At 61.2% G+C, this 16,766-nt stretch carries 13 protein-coding genes; 10 read left to right on the top strand and 3 right to left on the bottom strand.

Going from position 1 to position 16,766, the window contains the following annotated elements:
• The first annotated feature begins 197 nt into the window (after nucleotides 1-197).
• From BM438_RS00145 to BM438_RS00105, 10 genes are all read left to right on the top strand, one after another.
• On the top strand, nucleotides 198-635 hold the full coding sequence (locus tag BM438_RS00145; RefSeq protein WP_093632308.1) for a response regulator: 438 nt from the start codon (nucleotides 198-200) through the stop codon (nucleotides 633-635).
• Between the two features lie 75 nt (nucleotides 636-710).
• On the top strand, nucleotides 711-1,184 hold the full coding sequence (locus BM438_RS00140) for a PRC-barrel domain-containing protein (protein ID WP_093632306.1): 474 nt from the start codon (nucleotides 711-713) through the stop codon (nucleotides 1,182-1,184).
• A 92-nt stretch (nucleotides 1,185-1,276) separates the two neighbouring features.
• Entirely contained in the window at nucleotides 1,277-1,444 is a 168-nt protein-coding gene (locus tag BM438_RS45280) for a hypothetical protein (RefSeq protein WP_167378269.1), read from the top strand.
• 427 nt (nucleotides 1,445-1,871) lie between these two features.
• Nucleotides 1,872-2,159 carry a hypothetical protein gene (locus BM438_RS00135; protein WP_093632304.1) on the top strand — a complete coding sequence of 96 codons (288 nt, stop codon included), beginning with the start codon at nucleotides 1,872-1,874 and terminating at the stop codon, nucleotides 2,157-2,159.
• A gap of 408 nt (nucleotides 2,160-2,567) precedes the next feature.
• A complete protein-coding gene (locus BM438_RS00130) occupies nucleotides 2,568-2,897 on the top strand; it encodes a hypothetical protein (RefSeq protein ID WP_093632302.1) in 330 nt (109 codons plus the stop codon).
• A 105-nt stretch (nucleotides 2,898-3,002) separates the two neighbouring features.
• A complete protein-coding gene (locus BM438_RS00125; RefSeq protein WP_093632300.1) occupies nucleotides 3,003-3,284 on the top strand; it encodes a hypothetical protein in 282 nt (93 codons plus the stop codon).
• A 750-nt stretch (nucleotides 3,285-4,034) separates the two neighbouring features.
• A complete protein-coding gene (locus tag BM438_RS00120) occupies nucleotides 4,035-4,871 on the top strand; it encodes an IclR family transcriptional regulator (protein WP_093632298.1) in 837 nt (278 codons plus the stop codon).
• Nucleotides 4,872-5,239: 368 nt separating this feature from the next.
• A complete protein-coding gene (locus BM438_RS00115) occupies nucleotides 5,240-6,664 on the top strand; it encodes an MdtA/MuxA family multidrug efflux RND transporter periplasmic adaptor subunit (protein WP_093632296.1) in 1,425 nt (474 codons plus the stop codon).
• 18 nt (nucleotides 6,665-6,682) lie between these two features.
• The gene (locus BM438_RS00110; protein WP_093632294.1) at nucleotides 6,683-9,805 is read left to right on the top strand and encodes an MdtB/MuxB family multidrug efflux RND transporter permease subunit; all 3,123 of its coding nucleotides are present in this window, start codon (nucleotides 6,683-6,685) and stop codon (nucleotides 9,803-9,805) included.
• A gap of 3 nt (nucleotides 9,806-9,808) precedes the next feature.
• Nucleotides 9,809-13,123: an efflux RND transporter permease subunit gene (locus BM438_RS00105; protein WP_093632292.1), complete on the top strand. Its 3,315-nt coding sequence runs from the start codon at nucleotides 9,809-9,811 to the stop codon at nucleotides 13,121-13,123.
• An 826-nt stretch (nucleotides 13,124-13,949) separates the two neighbouring features.
• Here the strand turns inward: BM438_RS00105 and BM438_RS00100 are convergent.
• The 3 genes from BM438_RS00100 to BM438_RS00090 all read right to left on the bottom strand — a co-directional run bounded on the left by BM438_RS00100 (nucleotide 13,950) and on the right by BM438_RS00090 (nucleotide 16,555).
• Nucleotides 13,950-14,414 carry a hypothetical protein gene (locus BM438_RS00100; RefSeq protein ID WP_093632290.1) on the bottom strand — a complete coding sequence of 155 codons (465 nt, stop codon included), beginning with the start codon at nucleotides 14,412-14,414 and terminating at the stop codon, nucleotides 13,950-13,952.
• Nucleotides 14,415-14,517: 103 nt separating this feature from the next.
• Complete coding sequence (locus tag BM438_RS00095; protein ID WP_093632288.1) at nucleotides 14,518-15,081, bottom strand: peroxiredoxin; 564 nt, start codon at nucleotides 15,079-15,081, stop codon at nucleotides 14,518-14,520.
• A gap of 139 nt (nucleotides 15,082-15,220) precedes the next feature.
• Nucleotides 15,221-16,555 (bottom strand): EAL and HDOD domain-containing protein, encoded by a 1,335-nt coding sequence (locus BM438_RS00090; RefSeq protein ID WP_093632286.1) that lies wholly within the window; start codon nucleotides 16,553-16,555, stop codon nucleotides 15,221-15,223.
• Between the last annotated feature and the right edge of the window lie 211 nt (nucleotides 16,556-16,766).

The raw sequence follows: 16,766 nt of genomic DNA, 5'->3' as shown, positions 1-16,766 counted from the left end.
ACGGGATAACGAGCGCCCTATCGAGCCGCCGCCGGGCCAGGCCGCAGAACCGCCAGACAGCACCATGGCACGCTCATTCGCGAACGGACTAGCTGCAGGGCAGCCGCAATGGATTGATTCTGGCTTCACAAGTGGGCCGTAGCCAGGTTGGCAGGCATAGGCGTTGCGCAAAAACGGAATACCTCTGGGTTCGCGATATGTCTACCATCCTGCTCGTCGATGACGACGTAGATTCGCTGTGGCTGCTCCAGATTATCCTGGTGGGACGCGGTTACCACGTGCTCCTCGCGGAAGGTGGGGAGGCAGCTCTCGCCAAAGCTGCGCAGTGCCTTCCCGACTTGATTGTCACTGACTGCGACATGCCAGGCATGGATGGAATTGCCTTATGCGAACGACTGAAGTTTTATCCCGCGCTTGCCCAGATTCCTGTGGTGATGGCTTCCGGGCGGATGCCGCCGGAAGAGAAATCCACGCTTTGGAATGTTTTTCTTTCAAAGCCCGTCGACCTGAGTGCCTTGGAGCTCGCCATTAACTCACTGTTGGCGAAGCGTTTGTCTGGTCCCCAAACCCGCGTCAATGTGCCCGCTCCTGCAGGCTCCCGATGGCAACCAATACCCTCCAGACTTTGCCTGTAGTTGCCCGCGCTCGAAGCTTCGACTGGGAACACCGCTTGCGCGCCATTGAAGTACCTTTTTTGAAGGAGGTGAATCATGGGCTCAATTAACCCGCAAGGCGACACCCAACGCGGAGCTGACATCGTCGGCGGTGGCATGGGAGAAGGACCAGGGCCGGACATCATGGCCGCAGCAACGCTCGATGGGAACAAGGTCATGTCATCTGATGGCGAACACGTGGGAAAAATTTCAGACATCATGCTTGACGTCAGGAACGGACGCATTGCCTATGCGGTTCTTTCTGAGGGAGGTTTCCTTGGAATGGGTTCCACCCTGCATGCCATCCCGTGGAGCGCACTGACTCTTGATACGGAAGAGAAATGCTTCGTCGTCGACATTGCTGCGCAGCGCCTCAAGGAGGACCCTGGATTTGACAAGGACCACTGGCCGATGATGGCGGATGCGAAGTGGGGAGAGTCGACATATCGCTACTACAACCAGCAGCCGTACTGGTCAGCGACCCGCGAGGCGGTGGAAAGTGACCCTGCTTTCCGGCCGAGCGAGCACTGAAACCCAAACGGTACCGCTGTAGCGCCTATGCCGCCGCGACCCATTGCGGTGGCATAGGCATCAAATCATTCCCAACGCAACCGGAGATACACATGGCCACCAGCCCGAAGGAACAGAACCCCGCGAGTGAAAAGTCTGAGGAGGATGTCGATAAGACTATTGAAGACACCTTCCCTGCCAGCGACCCTCCAGCGACGGGTGGAACCACCCGGATTGAGTCGGAGGACGGCGAAGAAGTTGACGAGGACGAGCCGGAATAATAGCAATCGACTTCATCACGAGACGCTCCCTCAAATGACGTTTCCATTAAAAGGGCGCAAAGAGCGTACTGGAAATAAAAGCGAAAGCCAGTGCCTTCGCGATGTCAAATGGGAGCTCCATCACCAGTGCGCCGAGCACGGCAATACTGCAGTTCATTTTTGAATCCAGGCGCAGGTATTCCCCGTATATGCAGTCAAGGCCGCGCAATTACGCATGGCAATCCGACGAACGGAGCATTCGCAGCGCTGTCATTTTCCGCGTCGAACCGCGACTGAATCACATACCTCACCTCTGGACTCAGCAAATAGCTGTTCTGTTCAGACTCGGGTAGCTGCTTGCGCGTCGCCGCTACGCAACCAGTCAGCCTTGAGCGGTCTATGAGCCTTCGGCGCTGCAAACGCATGCCGATATCACCGGAGAAATACCATGGAAAAGTTGACGATGAACGCGCTGTTCGCGCGTCTAGCTGTTGCGTCGCTTTGCGCGTGCGCTGCAACGTTTGCGCAAGCCGGCGGGAATGGCAACGGCGGCAACGGCAGCGGCGGCGCGCACGGTGCCGCGACGGCAGGGATGACGTATCACAGCGAGCCCGTATCGAGCCCGTGGAACCGGGTTCCCGGCGACATGAGCAAGACCGCGGCCGCCACGAGCGACATGGGCATGTCCGCTATGCACTCTGAAGACAACCGCATGCCAACAAAGACTGTTCAATAAGACCGTTCAGGATTGCCGGCGGCGCATCTGCCTTCTGTTCATGCGCCGCCCGCTTTGCCTGCGGTTTAATAGCGGTGATAGTAGCCGCCTGCTGGCACCACAATGCAGCCGCCCAGCGCGCTACCAAGACATACGGCCATCAGCATCAGCACAAAAACTCTTTTCATACACGCCTCACTAGTCAGTTGTGAGCGCACTATATTGAGCCGGCAGATTACCGGTGTTTTTGTGTGTAACGAGACGTGTAGATTGAAACATCTCCCTGCGTTCGCATGATTTCCCGCAGCCCAGTCGTCACGAAATATTCGGTTTCAGAACTCACAACTGCGCGGTCAGCATCGTGGTCGTCCAAAACGTTAAGCAGTTGAACGGCTAGAAGCCGTCCCTTCAACTGAATCGGAGACGACCATGCACAACGCTGCCTACAAAATCGCCGCTGCGGCGGCACTCGCCCTGTCATTCGTGGGCACCGCGTCGGCGCAAACGAACTGGGATGCATCGCACCCACGCCGTGCCGAGGTCAATGATCGCCTCGCGAATCAGGACCGTCGCATTCACCAGGAAGTACGAGAGGGTGAGATGTCCCACGCCGAGGAGGCGAGACTGCATCGCGATGACCATCAGATTCGCCAGGAAGAGCGCGACATGGCGAGCCAGAACGGTAGCCACATTACCAGGCGCGAAGACTACGCGTTGAACCAGCAGGAAAACCACGTGAGCCGGCAAATCGGACAATAACGCCTATCGCTAACGCCAGCGACGGCCCAATGTCAGGTCGGCGCTGGCGTCGGTGATCTGCGTTCTATCTAACCTTGGTGGCCTTCAGACTTGCTGGAGGGAGACATGAAGAGCACGAATGGGCAATCCCTGCGTTGTCAGGTCGAGAAATGGCTCGCGCCGACGCCCGCAACGCCAGTTCGTGTGACCGCTTTCAGCCGCACCAGATTGGGTGGCCGACGATACGTGTGCGTCGAAAGCGCGTCGCAATCGGGAACGCACATGCTGTTCTTCTTCAAGCATGATGACGGCAGTTGGTACGTGTTCCCGCAGACTGCCAACAAGCGGAAGTTGGCCGCGGAGCAACCCGTTTTCTCGCATTCGCTTCGAGCAGACGCGGCAGCATGACGTACCACCGCCAGCCAGTATCGAACCCGCACAATTTCAAAGGCCAGAGCCGCTGCACGGGAACCGTCGGCACGACAGGTGGTCTTCGTATGCACGCGGAACGCCTGCTCAGTAAAAGACACCTGCCTCAACCTGCTCGCGCTAACGGCGAAGCTCCCGATTCTGCCACCACCCAGGCGCCATCATCATCGGCCGCCTCCGCACCGCCGGCCGCCCCCTCCGCATCGCTACTGAAGAACTGTATTTGTTGCACACAAAGGGGCGTTTTAGGAATGCCGCAGATTTTGTTGTGCACCCATGGACGAAAAAAAAGGCGTCACGTTTCCGTGACGCCTTAAAAAGTTCTAGCCATTCCGAGGGCCGTGCTAGAACCTGAGAGACGGTATTCGAAAGTTGGACGGGCGCGCGATGTTGAACGCCGGGGTCGAGACAGACACTGCGTGGACTGCTACGGGAGACTGTTAGAGGTACTCGACCAGACACTCCGCGGACCACGGTTGGTTCAGAATTTCAAAATGCAGAACCTGAAACCGTCTTTCGAAATGAGATTCCATTTTTTATGGTTATGCTGACTAAGTCAAGCAAAATCTAAAGAGGCCTCATTCGTCTCGGCAAAATATTCCGATACAATGAATCTTCTGATGAAAAATGGAATTCATGCCCCATTTTGGGGCTTCTGCCGCATCTTTGCGGAACGGTTGCTGACAGGCAAACGAACAGAATATTGAAATATAGTTCCAGAAAAACGATATGACCCGACCCACGTCCTCCCGAACTGCCGCAGGCCCAGCCAAAGACAAAGACGGCCCGGGCGAGGAAGTCACCGCGCTGGCACGTGGTTTGACCGTGCTGCGCTCAATCGCCGCGGCCGATGCGCCGCTCAGCAACCGCGAGTTGACCGAGCTGACCGGCATTCCAAAGCCTACCGTCTCGCGCATTACCGCCACGCTCGTCGGCGCAGGGTTCCTGTTCCGCCTGCCCGACAGCGAGCGATTCGTCCTGACTTCGTCGGTACTGGAGTTGAGCAACGGCTTTTTGCGCAACTTCGACATCCGGGCCCGGGCGCGCCCCTTCCTTATCGAACTCGCCGAACGCACCGCGTTGTCCGTGCATCTGGCCGTACGCGACCGCCTCGACATGGTGGTGATCGATGCGATCCGGCCACGTTCGGCGGTGCTGGTATCGCGCCTCGAAATCGGCTCGCGCATGAACCTCAGCCGCACGGCAGTCGGCCGCGCCTATCTGTCGGCGCTTGCCGAACCGGAGCGGGAAAAATTGCTGACCGGCCTGCAGGCCGCCGAAGGCGACGACTGGGGCCATGTCAGCAACCGCCTGACAAGCGCACTACGGGAAACCGCGGAGCAAGGCTTCGCGATCGCCACGGGCGAATGGTACGACGGCCTGAACGCCATCGCGTCAGGATTCATCGGCCCCTCGGGCGAGCGCTATGCCGTCAATTGCGGCGGCGCCGCAGACCAGTGCCCACGCGACTGGCTGATCTCGCGCGCGGCGCCGGCCCTGCTCGAATGCATCAGCAAGATCGTTCTCGAGATCGGCGGCACACCCGGGCGCCGCCTCGACAATTGAAACGCGTGGGCACTCGCCGGCCATTACATTGCCTTGCCACCCTCCGCTCGTACTGTAACCTTCGTAATCAAAAGAAAAATACACGGGTGGACTGTTACAGAGCCCGCGACGTAGGATCACGCATTCCCGTCGCGGGCGCTTGCCCGGCTTGCCGCTATTGCCCTTCGATAACGTCCCGCCGACCTGTCATGATGGCGCAATGCGTTAACATCTTTGTCCCGCGCCTCGGGTAGCATCGCGCTGAACATTTGCGGCGCGTCCGCTGTCGAAACCGCCTGTCATGCCGCCTGCGTGCCGGTCCGCTGAACTCTTGAAGCGGTACAAGCGCACGAGCGGCTCACATCAAAGCCTGCCACCAGACCGAACCGATGGACGAACAACAAAAGCATTCGGAAACTTCACGCCCAGCCGCCCCGGCTTCTCAACCCGGTTCGCAACCGTCCACCAGCGGGAAGCCTGTCGGCGGTCCCGGCAACACACCGGTCGCAGCAAAAAGCCATCGCGGGCGCAACATCGCGCTGATCGTTGCGGCGCTGGTCATCCTCGGGATCGTGTTGTGGCGCTGGCATCCGTGGGGCGGGCCCGGCGGCGGCGCGAGCGGAGCTGCCGGTGCAAGCGGCGCGAGCGGCGGCGGCCGCGGGGGCCGTGGCGGCGGCCTCGCCAACATGCCGCAGCCGGTTCACGTGGCGACCGCCACACAAGGTGAGATGCCGGTCGTGCTGACCGCGCTCGGCACGGTCACGCCGCTCGCCAACGTCACCGTGCTGCCGCAGTTGAGCGGCGTGCTGCAGGACGTGTTTTTCAAGGAAGGCCAAATGGTCAAGAAGGGCGACGTGCTCGCCCAGATCGACCCGCGCCCCTATCAGATCTCGCTGGAGAACGCGCAAGGCACCCTCGCGCGCGACCAGGCGTTGCTGCAAACCGCCCGCCTCGACCTGAAGCGTTATCAGACGCTGCTCTCGCAAGACTCGATCGCCAGCCAGCAGGTCGATACGCAGGCCTCGCTCGTGCGGCAGTATGAAGGCACGGTGAAGTCCGATCAGGCGAACATCGATACCTTCAAGCTCGACCTCGTCTATGCGCGCATCACGGCGCCGGTGTCAGGGCGCGTCGGTTTGCGCCAGGTCGATCCGGGCAACTACGTGACGCCGAGCCTGACCAACGGCATCGTCGTGATTACGCAGTTGCAGCCGATCAGCGTGATCTTCACGACCTCCGAAGACAACCTGCAGCAAATCCTCCAGCAGACCCAAACGGGCGCGAAGCTCTCGGTCACCGCGTACGACCGCAGCAACACCACCTCGCTCGAAGGCGGCTCGCTCGAAACCCTGGATAACCAGATCGACACCACGACCGGCACGGTCAAACTGCGCGCAGTTTTCCAGAACGAGAAGAACGTGCTGTTCCCGAATCAGTTCGTGAATACGCGCCTGCTCGTGGACACGATCAAGGACGCCGTGATTGTGCCGACGCCGGCCGTGCTGAACGGCTCGATGGGTCAGTTCGTGTATGTCGTGAAGCCGGACAACACGGTGACCGTGCGTCCGGTCAAGATCGGTCCAGTGGACGGCGAACGCACCAGCATCAAATCCGGCCTGCAGATCGGCGAGCGCGTCGTGATCGACGGTTCGGACCGGCTGAAGGAAGGCGCGAAAATCACGATTCCGGCCGACAAGCCGCGCGGCGCTTCGGGCGCGCGTGGTGCGAGCGGTGCAAGCGGTGCGGCTGCCGCTTCGGGCGCATCCGGCGCGCATGGACATCATCGCAAACACGCGGCGCAAGCCTCGGAATAAAGGCACGGCAACTATCGCATGAATCCATCCCGCGCCTTTATTCTGCGTCCCGTCGGCACCGCGCTGCTGATGGCGGCGATCATGCTGGTCGGTCTCGTCGCGCTGCGCTTTCTGCCGCTCTCCGCGCTGCCCGAGGTCGACTATCCGACGATCCAGGTGCAGACCTTCTATCCGGGTGCGAGCCCGGACGTGATGACCTCGTCGGTCACCGCGCCGCTCGAACGCCAGTTCGGGCAGATGCCGTCGTTGAATCAGATGTCGTCGCAAAGCTCGGCCGGCTCGTCGATCATCACGCTGCAGTTCAGCCTCGATCTGCCGCTCGACATCGCCGAGCAGGAAGTCCAGGCGGCGATTAATGCCGCGGGCAACCTGCTGCCGTCCGACCTGCCCGCGCCGCCGATCTACGCGAAGGTCAATCCTGCCGACGCGCCGATCATCACGCTCGCGATCACCTCGAAGACGATGCCGCTCACGCAGGTGCAGGACCTGGCCGACACGCGTCTCGCGCAGAAAATCTCGCAGGTGGCGGGTGTGGGTCTGGTGAGCCTGTCCGGCGGTCAACGCCCAGCCGTGCGGATTCAGGCGAACCCGCGCGCGCTCGCCGCCTACGGTCTGAATCTGGACGACTTGCGCACCACGATTTCGAACCTGAACGTCAACACGCCGAAGGGTAACTTCGACGGCCCGACGCGCAACTACACGATCAACGCGAACGATCAGCTGACCGACGCCGAGGCCTACAAGAGCGCCGTGGTCGCGTACAAGGGCGGCCGCCCGGTCATGCTGACGGACGTCGCGAACATCGTGCAGGGCGCGGAGAACACCAAGCTCGGCGCATGGGTCAACAACACGCCGGCGATCATCCTGAACGTGCAGCGCCAGCCGGGCGCGAACGTAATCCAGGTGGTCGACAGCATCAAGGCACTGCTGCCGCAGCTGCAACAGTCGCTGCCCGCCGCGCTCGACGTGGAGATCGTCACCGACCGCACCACCACGATCCGCGCTTCCGTGCGCGACGTGCAGTTCGAATTGCTGATGTCGGTCGTGCTGGTGGTGCTGGTGATGTATCTATTCCTCGCCAACGTCTACGCGACCATCATTCCGAGTCTGTCGGTGCCGCTCTCGCTGATCGGCACGCTTGCGGTGATGTACCTGTGCGGGTTCTCGCTGGATAACCTGTCGCTGATGGCATTGACCATCGCGACCGGCTTCGTGGTGGACGATGCGATCGTGATGATCGAGAACATCGCGCGCTATGTCGAAGAAGGCGAATCGCCGCTGGAAGCCGCGCTGAAGGGCTCGAAGCAGATCGGCTTCACGATCATTTCGTTGACGGTTTCGCTGATCGCGGTGCTGATTCCGCTGCTCTTCATGGGCGACGTGGTGGGACGCCTGTTCCACGAATTCGCGATCACGCTGGCCGTGACGATCGTGATTTCGGCAATCGTCTCCCTCACGCTCGTGCCGATGATGTGCGCGAAGCTTCTGCGCCACTCGCCACCGCATGAAAGCCACCGTTTCGAAGCGAAGGCTCATAAAGCGATCGACTGGGTGATCGCCCGCTACGCAGTCGCGCTCACCTGGGTGCTGAACCGGCAACGCTCCACCCTGTTCGTCGCGGTGCTTACGCTGGTGCTGACCGGCGTGCTGTACGTGTACATTCCGAAGGGCTTCTTCCCGGTGCAGGACACCGGCGTGATCCAGGCGATCACGCAGGCGCCGCAGTCGGTGTCGTATGCGTCGATGGCTGAGCGCCAGCAGGAACTCGCGGCGCAGATCCTGAAGAACCCGGACGTGGAAAGCCTCACCTCGTTCATTGGCGTGGACGGCAGCAACATCACGTTGAACAGCGGCCGCATGCTGATCAACCTGAAGCCGCGCGACGACCGCAGCAACACCGCGAGCGAAGTGATCCGCCAGTTGCAGCAGGACGTCGCGCATATTCCGGGCGCCTCGCTGTACATGCAGCCGGTGCAGGATCTGACGATCGATTCCACGGTCAGCCCGACGCAGTATCAGTTCATGCTGACCGACCCGAACATCAGCGAATTCACCACGTGGGTGCCGAAGCTGGTCGACCGGCTGAAGCAGTCGCCGGAACTGGCGGACGTGGCCACCGATCTGCAGGACAACGGCCAGTCGGTCTACATCGAAATCGACCGCGCCACGGCGTCGCGTTACGGCATCACGCCGGCCACCGTGGATAGCGCGCTGTATGACGCATTCGGCCAGCGCATCATCTCGACCATCTTCACGCAATCGAACCAGTACCGCGTGATTCTGGAAGCGCAACCGCAGATGCAGCACTACACCGAGTCGCTGAAATCGATCTACCTGCCCTCTTCCACTTCGTCGGGCGGTCAAGTGCCGCTGTCATCGATCGCGAAGTTCATCGAGAAACCGGCGCCGCTGCTCGTCACGCACTTGAGCCAGTTCCCGGCCACCACCGTGTCGTTCAACCTCGCGCCCGGCTCGTCGCTCGGCGCGGCGGTGAAAGCGATCGATCAGGCGGAGAAGGATGTCGGGCTGCCGGCGTCGTTCCAGACGCGCTTCCAGGGCGCGGCGCTGGCGTTCCAGGCGTCTCTGTCGAACGAGCTGTTCCTGATTCTGGCGGCAATCGTCACGATGTATATCGTGCTCGGCGTGCTGTATGAGAGCTTCATCCACCCGATCACGATTCTGTCGACGCTGCCGTCGGCCGGTGTCGGCGCCCTGCTCGCGCTGCTGATCACGGGGCACGATCTCGACATCATCGGCATTATCGGTATCGTGCTGCTGATCGGTATCGTGAAGAAGAACGCCATCATGATGATCGACTTCGCGCTCTACGCCGAGCGCGAGGAAGGCAAGCCGCCGCGCGAAGCCATCTATCAGGCGTGCCTGCTGCGCTTCCGGCCGATCCTGATGACGACGCTCGCCGCCCTGCTCGGCGCCCTGCCGCTAATGCTCGGGACCGGCGCCGGCTCGGAGTTGCGCCGCCCGCTCGGTATCGCGATTGCCGGCGGTTTGATCGTCAGCCAGTTGCTCACGCTGTTCACCACGCCGGTGATCTATCTCGGTTTCGATTCACTCGCCCGCCGCTTGCGTGAACGCTTCAATCGCGGCAAGCCTGTGCCGCCCGCCACCGATGCAGGGACTTAAGCGATGAACCTGTCGCGTCCGTTTATCTCCCGCCCGGTCGCCACCACGCTGCTGGCGATCGGCATCGCGCTGTCCGGTATTTTCGCGTTCACCAAGCTGCCGGTCGCGCCGCTGCCGCAGGTCGATTTCCCGACCATTTCGGTGCAGGCGACGCTGCCGGGCGCGAGCCCGGACACGGTCGCGACCAGCGTCGCGAGTCCGCTCGAACGGCATCTCGGCTCGATCGCCGACGTCACCGAAATGACCTCGCAGAGCTCGGTCGGCTCGACGCGCATTACGCTGCAGTTCGGTCTGAACCGCGACATCGACGGCGCCGCGCGCGACGTGCAAGCGGCCATCAACGCCGCGCGCGCCGATCTGCCGGCGAGCTTGCGCAGCAACCCGACGTACCACAAGGTGAATCCGGCCGACGCGCCGATCCTGATTCTCGCGCTCACCTCGAAGACGCTGACCGCCGGCCAGTTGTACGACTCGGCAGCCACCGTGTTGCAGCAGTCGCTCTCGCAAGTGGACGGCGTTGGCGAAGTGGATGTGAGCGGTTCGGCGAATCCGGCTGTGCGTGTCGAACTCGAACCGAATGCCCTCTCCCACTACGGCATCGGTCTCGAAGACGTGCGTGCGGCGCTCGCCGCAGCCAATGCGAACAGCCCGAAAGGCTCGATCGAATTCGGTCCGAACCGCGTGCAGATCTATACCAACGACCAGGCGAGCAAGGCGTCGCAGTATAAGGATCTGGTCATCGCGTACCGTAACGGCGCGGCGGTGAAACTGTCCGACGTCGCGGAGGTGGTCGACTCGGTCGAAGATCTGCGCAACCTGGGTCTCTTCAACGGCAAGCGTTCGGTGCTGGTGATCCTGTACCGCCAGCCCGGCGCGAACATCATTGACACCATCGACCGCGTGATGGGCATGCTGCCGCAGTTGCACGCGTCGCTGCCCGCCGACGTCGACATCGCGCCCGCCGCCGACCGCTCAACGACGATCCGCGCGTCGCTGAAAGACACCGAGCGCACGCTGATGATCGCGGTGGCGCTGGTGGTAATGGTGGTGTTCCTGTTCCTGCGCAACTGGCGCGCCACGCTGATTCCGAGCGTGGCCGTGCCTATCTCGATCATCGGCACGTTTGGCGCGATGTATATGCTGGGTTTCTCGATCGACAACCTCTCGCTAATGGCGTTGACGATCGCGACCGGCTTCGTGGTCGACGATGCGATCGTGGTGCTGGAGAACATCTCACGGCATATCGAGAATGGCGTGCCGCGCATGAAGGCCGCCTTCCTCGGCGCGCGCGAAGTCGGCTTCACGGTGCTGTCGATCAGTATCTCGCTCGTCGCCGTGTTCCTGCCGATTCTGCTGATGGGCGGCATTGTCGGGCGGCTGTTCCGCGAGTTCGCGCTGACGCTGTCGCTCGCGATCGGCGTGTCGCTGATCGTCTCGCTCACCTTGACGCCAATGATGTGTTCGCGCCTGCTGCGCGAGCCGCATGAGAAACAGGAAGAAGGACGTTTCGGTCTCTGGCTCGAACGCGGCTTCATGTCGATGCATCGCGGTTATGAGCGCACCCTTGGCTGGGCGCTGCGGCATCCGCGCCTGATCGTGATGATTCTGCTCGCGACCATCGGACTGAACATCTGGCTGTACATCATCGTGCCGAAGGGCTTCTTTCCGCAGCAGGACACGGGCCGGCTGATCGGCGGCATCCAGGCCGACCAGAGCACGTCGTTCCAGGCGATGAAAGGCAAGTTCTCGGAAATGATGGAAATCGTCGGCAAGAACCCTGCGGTGGACAGCGTGGCGGGTTTCACCGGCGGCCGGCAGACCAACTCCGGTTTCATGTTCGTTTCGCTGAAGCCGAAGAGCGAGCGCAAGCTCTCCGCCGACCAGGTGATCCAGCAACTGCGCGCCCCGCTCGGCGACGTGGCCGGCGCGCGGACTTTCCTGCAAGCGGTGCAGGACATTCGCGTTGGCGGCCGACAATCGAACGCGCAGTATCAGTTCACGCTGCTGGCCGATTCGACGCCTGACCTGTATCTGTGGGGACCGAAGCTCACTGAGGCGCTGCAGGCGCGCCCCGAACTCGCCGACGTGAATTCCGACCAGCAGCAAGGCGGCCTCGAGGCGATGGTGACGATCGACCGCGCGACTGCCTCGCGCCTTGGCATCAAGCCGGCGCAGATCGACAACACCTTGTACGACGCGTTCGGCCAGCGCCAGGTCTCGACGATTTACAACCCGTTGAACCAGTATCACGTCGTGATGGAAGTGGCGCCGAAGTACTGGCAGAGTCCCGACATGCTGAAACAGATTTACGTCAGCACTTCGGGCGGCAGCGCGAGCGGCGCGCAGACCACTAACGCGCCGGCGGGCACGGTGACCGTGCAGACAACGACTACAGCGAGCACGAGCGCAACGACTGGCGGCACAGCCGGCACGACGGCATCGAGCGTGGCGAGCATCGCTGCCGACTCCGCGCGCAACCAGGCGATCAATTCGATTGCGGCGAGCGGCAAGTCGAGTGCTTCATCGGGCGCGGCCGTATCGACCTCGAAGGAAACGATGGTGCCGTTGTCGGCGATCGCGAGCTTCGGGCCGGGGAGTACGCCCTTGTCGGTGAATCACCAGAGCCAGTTCGTGGCCTCGACGATTTCGTTCAATCTGCCGCCGGGCGTGTCCTTATCGACGGCGACGCAGGCGATCTACGACACGATGGCGCAGATCGGCATGCCGGGGACGATCCACGGCAGCTTCCAGGGCACGGCCCAGGCGTTCCAGCAGTCGATGTCCGACCAGCCGATCCTGATTCTGGCCGCATTGGCGGCGGTGTATATCGTGCTGGGGATGTTGTACGAGAGCTATATCCACCCGCTGACGATTTTGTCGACCCTGCCCTCCGCGGGCGTGGGGGCGTTGCTGGCTTTGCTGCTGTTCAAGACTGAGTTCAGCATCATTGCGTTGATCGGGGTGATCTTGCTGATCGGCATCGTGAAGAAGAACGCGATCATGATGGTGGATTTTGCTATTGAAGCCTCCCGGCAGGGGTTGTCGTCGCAGGATGCGATTTATCAGGCTTGTATGTTGCGGTTCCGGCCGATCATGATGACGACTTGTGCCGCGCTGCTTGGGGCGTTGCCGCTGGCTTTTGGAAGTGGTGAAGGGGCGGAGCTTCGGGCTCCGTTGGGGATTGCTATTGTGGGTGGGTTGATTGTTAGTCAGATGCTGACTTTGTATACCACTCCCGTGGTTTATCTTTATATGGATCGGATTCGGGTTCGGTGGGAGGGCCGCAAGGGGCGGCGGGCTGGAGTGGCAGCGTCTTGAGGTTTTTTGCCTTCGCGGCGCTTGTTGTTCGTGGCTCTGGCCTTGGTGCCTTTCCTTGCATTGTTAGTGGTCTATTAGCGTTGCCCCTGTGCGGGGCGGCACTTACTTTCTTTGCCGCCGCAAAGAAAGATAAGCAAAGAAAGCGGCTAGAAGCCCCTGCTAAGCGGGCACCGTGGTCTGCTACGGGTAGTGGTGCGACTGGAATCCGTGTTCTCTCACATTCCACGCTAGTGACAAAGGATTCGTCAGCTCCCACTCCGCACTGCGTGCGTCGCGGACGGGTCTGCATGGGAAACCATGGGCTTCGGTTTTGCGCAGCAGGGCCATCGGCTTCGCCTCGGCGACGCGCCCTGCACTCTTCCGGGAACCCCGCCTCAAATGATATGGCGGTGCGATGACGAGCCACGGCCCGGTGGCGAGACGCGGGCGCCAAAACGCAGCGATCGGTTTTATGAACGGCTCTTGGGCGCGAGGGCACAAACGCAAAAGCACAAACGTGTGGATACGTATGAGCTAAAACGTAGCGGGCGGTTTTAAGAAGTACTCTTCGGCGCGCGCAGCGCCGCCGGAAGTATGACGCCCTTGTCACAAGCCTAAGCAGCGGCACGAACACAGATTCCAGATGCACCACTACCCTGTGTGGGCTGCGAGACCCGCTTAGCAGGGGCTTCTAGCCGCTTTCTTTTGCCTACTTTTCTTTGCGGCGGCAAAGAAAAGTAGGTGCCCCCCCGCACAGGGGGAACGCTAATAAACCACTAACAATTCAAGGAAAGGCCAAAGCCCCAAGAACACTGACAACAAGCGCCGCAAAAGGCAAAAAAGACCCTTAAAGCCTCTGCCCAACAGCAAGCAAAAAAATCCTCCTCCACTGCTTAGCCTGCCGCTCGCCCAGCATGGGCAAAACCCAAACCTGATGCTTAGGGTCTTTGACCATCAAAGCGACCTGCCATTGAGCATCATGGCGTTGCACCTCAGCCCCAAGCAGATCAGCAAAAATATAGGCCCCCGGCTCGCCGCCAAGGCGAACCTCACAAAACCGTTTACCAGCAGCAAGCCGCACCGAACCCCAGGTGCCATTGAGTTCGTGAGTCCAATCACCATCACGAACATTAGGAGCGACCTCCTTCCGCCGCCGCCACCAATAACCAACCGCAGCAATCAAAAGCAACCCAACAAAAACAGCAACCCCAACAGCAACACCCAACCCAAAAGCCGCCTGCAAGGCATAAAACGCCCGCACAGCGCCATATACCAGCGCGATCAGCGCAATGAGTGCTACAAGAATCGGCATCGCAAACTCACCCGGCAAAAAAACTCAGGCTAGCACGAGCAACGCCCGATCCTCATGGCAAAAAACCATTGCGAAAAACGCGCCGCCGCGCAAAACCCGCCCGTTATGGCTGCTTATGCGCAGCCGCCCAATCCTTCACCGCCTTCAACGTATTCTCGACGTGCTTCTCCGGCGACAGGCTCGTGTACTCGTAAATGACCTTGCCGTCCGGCGCAATCACATACGACACACGATTGGCCATCGAACTATGCATCGGCATACCGGCATCATAGGCGCCGATCACCTTCGAATCGGCATCGGCCGCCACCGGGAATTTGCTGCGGCATTCGCTCACCGAAAACTTCGTCAAGGTGTCGATGTTGTCGTGCGATACGCCAATCACCGTCGCGCCATATTTCTTGTACTCGTCAACCGCTTCGGCAAACTCGTGGGCTTCGATCGTGCAGCCCTTCGTGAAGGCCGCCGGATAGAAATACAGCACCACCGGCCCCTTCTTCAATTCGTCGGCCAGAGAATACGTGTAGGTCTTGCCGCCCAGCGAAGCATCCGCGGTAAACGGCGGCGCGACATCGCCCGGTTTGAGCGTGGCTGAAGCCGTCAGCGAATGCATCGCGAATCCCACCGACAAGACAGCCGCCAGCGTCATCGGAATGAGTTTTCTCTTCATCTGCAGTCTCCTCGGAACGTTAATGCACGCAGTCAGTGCAATAAGCCAAAGTCACGGCGTTCAGCCGAACCTCGGCAACCTCAATACGCTATTGAAACACGTACTGACAAGGTACGTCGGAAACTGCTCGCAGGATGCATCAGGCGGCTTCTTCGATATGCGCGCCGAACCATGCCGCTGCGGACAGGTTCAGCTCCGCCAGCACCTCGGGCGTCAGCGCCGCGAAGCCGGGCGGCGCATCGGGACCGGCCGCGATCAGCGCGGCATCGGCGCCCTCGCCAGCCGCTTCGGCAATCCGCAACAAGGTGCCGAGCGCACCACCGCGCGTGACAATCGCTTCGCGAATCTGCGGGGCAAGGCCGAGTTTCTCGAGCACAGCCGCCGGCGTGCTGCCAAGCACCACGTGGACCAAAGAAAAAATGCCGGTCATGAAAGCGGCGTCGGCAAAATCGTCATCGGACGGGCGCAGGCAGCCCGCGGCCAACTCCATGAAGCGCGAGCGTGTGCCGGCCAACTGCACCAGCGGGTCGGCGCGCCACGGCAGATCGCCGCTGTCCGCATACAGCAGCAGTTGCGCCCAGCGCGCAATCTGCCGCGTACCGGTGGCGATGATGGCCTCACGCAGCGAGGCAATATTGCGCCCCAGCCCGAATGCGCTCGAATTGACGAGACGCAGCAGTTGCACCACCACGCTCGGGTTCTGCTTTAGCTCCGCTTCGAGCTCCACAATCCCGGCATCGCGCGACAACAGCGCCAGCAAACGCAACAGGCCGGGGCGCGGCGAACGGTTGCGCGGCGCGGCCAGCACTTGCGGCCGCGCGAAGAAGTAGCCCTGGAACAGATCGAAGCCGAGATCGCGAGCCAGCAAAAAGTCTTCGCGCGTCTCGACCTTCTCGGCGATCAGTGTTTTGCCATGGCTGCGGACGGTCGACGCCAGTTTGGCCAGTGCGGACCGCTCGGTCAGCAGGAAGTCGATCTTGACGATGTCGGCGTGCGGCAGCGCGGCGAGCAGCTCGTCCGACAGTTCGCTGACGTCGTCGAGCGCCACCTGAAAGCCGGCGCGGCGCAATTCGGTCAGCCGGCGGGCCAGGTGCGCATCGAACTTGACGGTTTCGAGAATCTCGAGCACGAAGCGCTCGGGCGGCATCAGATGGACGATGTCGTTAAAGAGCAGCGCGCGGTCGATATTAACGAAGCCGCGGTGCTGGCCCAGCACGGCCGCCACGCCAATCCCGCCGATCGCGCGAGCCACGACCTGCGCCGTCGCCTGGGCGTCGTCGCTGACTTCGGCGTAGTTATGCGCGCCGGATCGAAACAGTAATTCGTAAGCTTTGAGCGCGCCATCGCGATCGAGAATCGGCTGGCGTCCCAGATAAACGAACTGTGCCGAGGATGCCGGGTCGGCGTCGTCGGCACCTTGTTCGATCACCTCGATGTGCCGGGGGGTGGCCCTGACAAAGTGACGTTCAGACATGGATCATCGGTGCAAGTGTTCGGAAAGCTACGCAGCGTCGTCATCGCCGGCGCTGCACAGCAGGTTTGACGTATTAACGGAAACGAAGCCAGTCCACTTTAACTGAATCATCCTCGCACCGCCGCCGGGCCACGCCGTCACTTCCTTACCATTTGTTTTTTGCAGCAGGCGCTAAAGATTTTCCGCCGGGGGTCGTTATCTTGTTCTGATG

Source organism: Paraburkholderia aspalathi, from assembly GCF_900116445.1.
GTDB lineage: Bacteria > Pseudomonadota > Gammaproteobacteria > Burkholderiales > Burkholderiaceae > Paraburkholderia > Paraburkholderia aspalathi.
The sequence above is the reverse complement of the archived record's forward strand: the minus strand, read 5'-3'. Positions and strand labels throughout refer to the sequence as shown.

What these genes read in the sequence shown, in the direction of transcription:
- BM438_RS00135 (WP_093632304.1), top strand. Translation starts at nt 1,872, where the DNA reads ATGGAAAAGTTGACGATGAACGCGCTGTTCGCGCGTCTAGCTGTTGCG.
- BM438_RS00125 (WP_093632300.1), top strand. Translation starts at nt 3,003, where the DNA reads ATGAAGAGCACGAATGGGCAATCCCTGCGTTGTCAGGTCGAGAAATGG.
- BM438_RS00140 (WP_093632306.1), top strand. Translation starts at nt 711, where the DNA reads ATGGGCTCAATTAACCCGCAAGGCGACACCCAACGCGGAGCTGACATC.
- BM438_RS00095 (WP_093632288.1), bottom strand. Translation starts at nt 15,081, where the DNA reads ATGAAGAGAAAACTCATTCCGATGACGCTGGCGGCTGTCTTGTCGGTG.
- BM438_RS00145 (WP_093632308.1), top strand. Translation starts at nt 198, where the DNA reads ATGTCTACCATCCTGCTCGTCGATGACGACGTAGATTCGCTGTGGCTG.
- BM438_RS00120 (WP_093632298.1), top strand. Translation starts at nt 4,035, where the DNA reads ATGACCCGACCCACGTCCTCCCGAACTGCCGCAGGCCCAGCCAAAGAC.
- BM438_RS00130 (WP_093632302.1), top strand. Translation starts at nt 2,568, where the DNA reads ATGCACAACGCTGCCTACAAAATCGCCGCTGCGGCGGCACTCGCCCTG.
- BM438_RS00105 (WP_093632292.1), top strand. Translation starts at nt 9,809, where the DNA reads ATGAACCTGTCGCGTCCGTTTATCTCCCGCCCGGTCGCCACCACGCTG.
- BM438_RS00110 (WP_093632294.1), top strand. Translation starts at nt 6,683, where the DNA reads ATGAATCCATCCCGCGCCTTTATTCTGCGTCCCGTCGGCACCGCGCTG.
- BM438_RS00090 (WP_093632286.1), bottom strand. Translation starts at nt 16,555, where the DNA reads ATGTCTGAACGTCACTTTGTCAGGGCCACCCCCCGGCACATCGAGGTG.
- BM438_RS00100 (WP_093632290.1), bottom strand. Translation starts at nt 14,414, where the DNA reads ATGCCGATTCTTGTAGCACTCATTGCGCTGATCGCGCTGGTATATGGC.
- BM438_RS45280 (WP_167378269.1), top strand. Translation starts at nt 1,277, where the DNA reads ATGGCCACCAGCCCGAAGGAACAGAACCCCGCGAGTGAAAAGTCTGAG.
- BM438_RS00115 (WP_093632296.1), top strand. Translation starts at nt 5,240, where the DNA reads ATGGACGAACAACAAAAGCATTCGGAAACTTCACGCCCAGCCGCCCCG.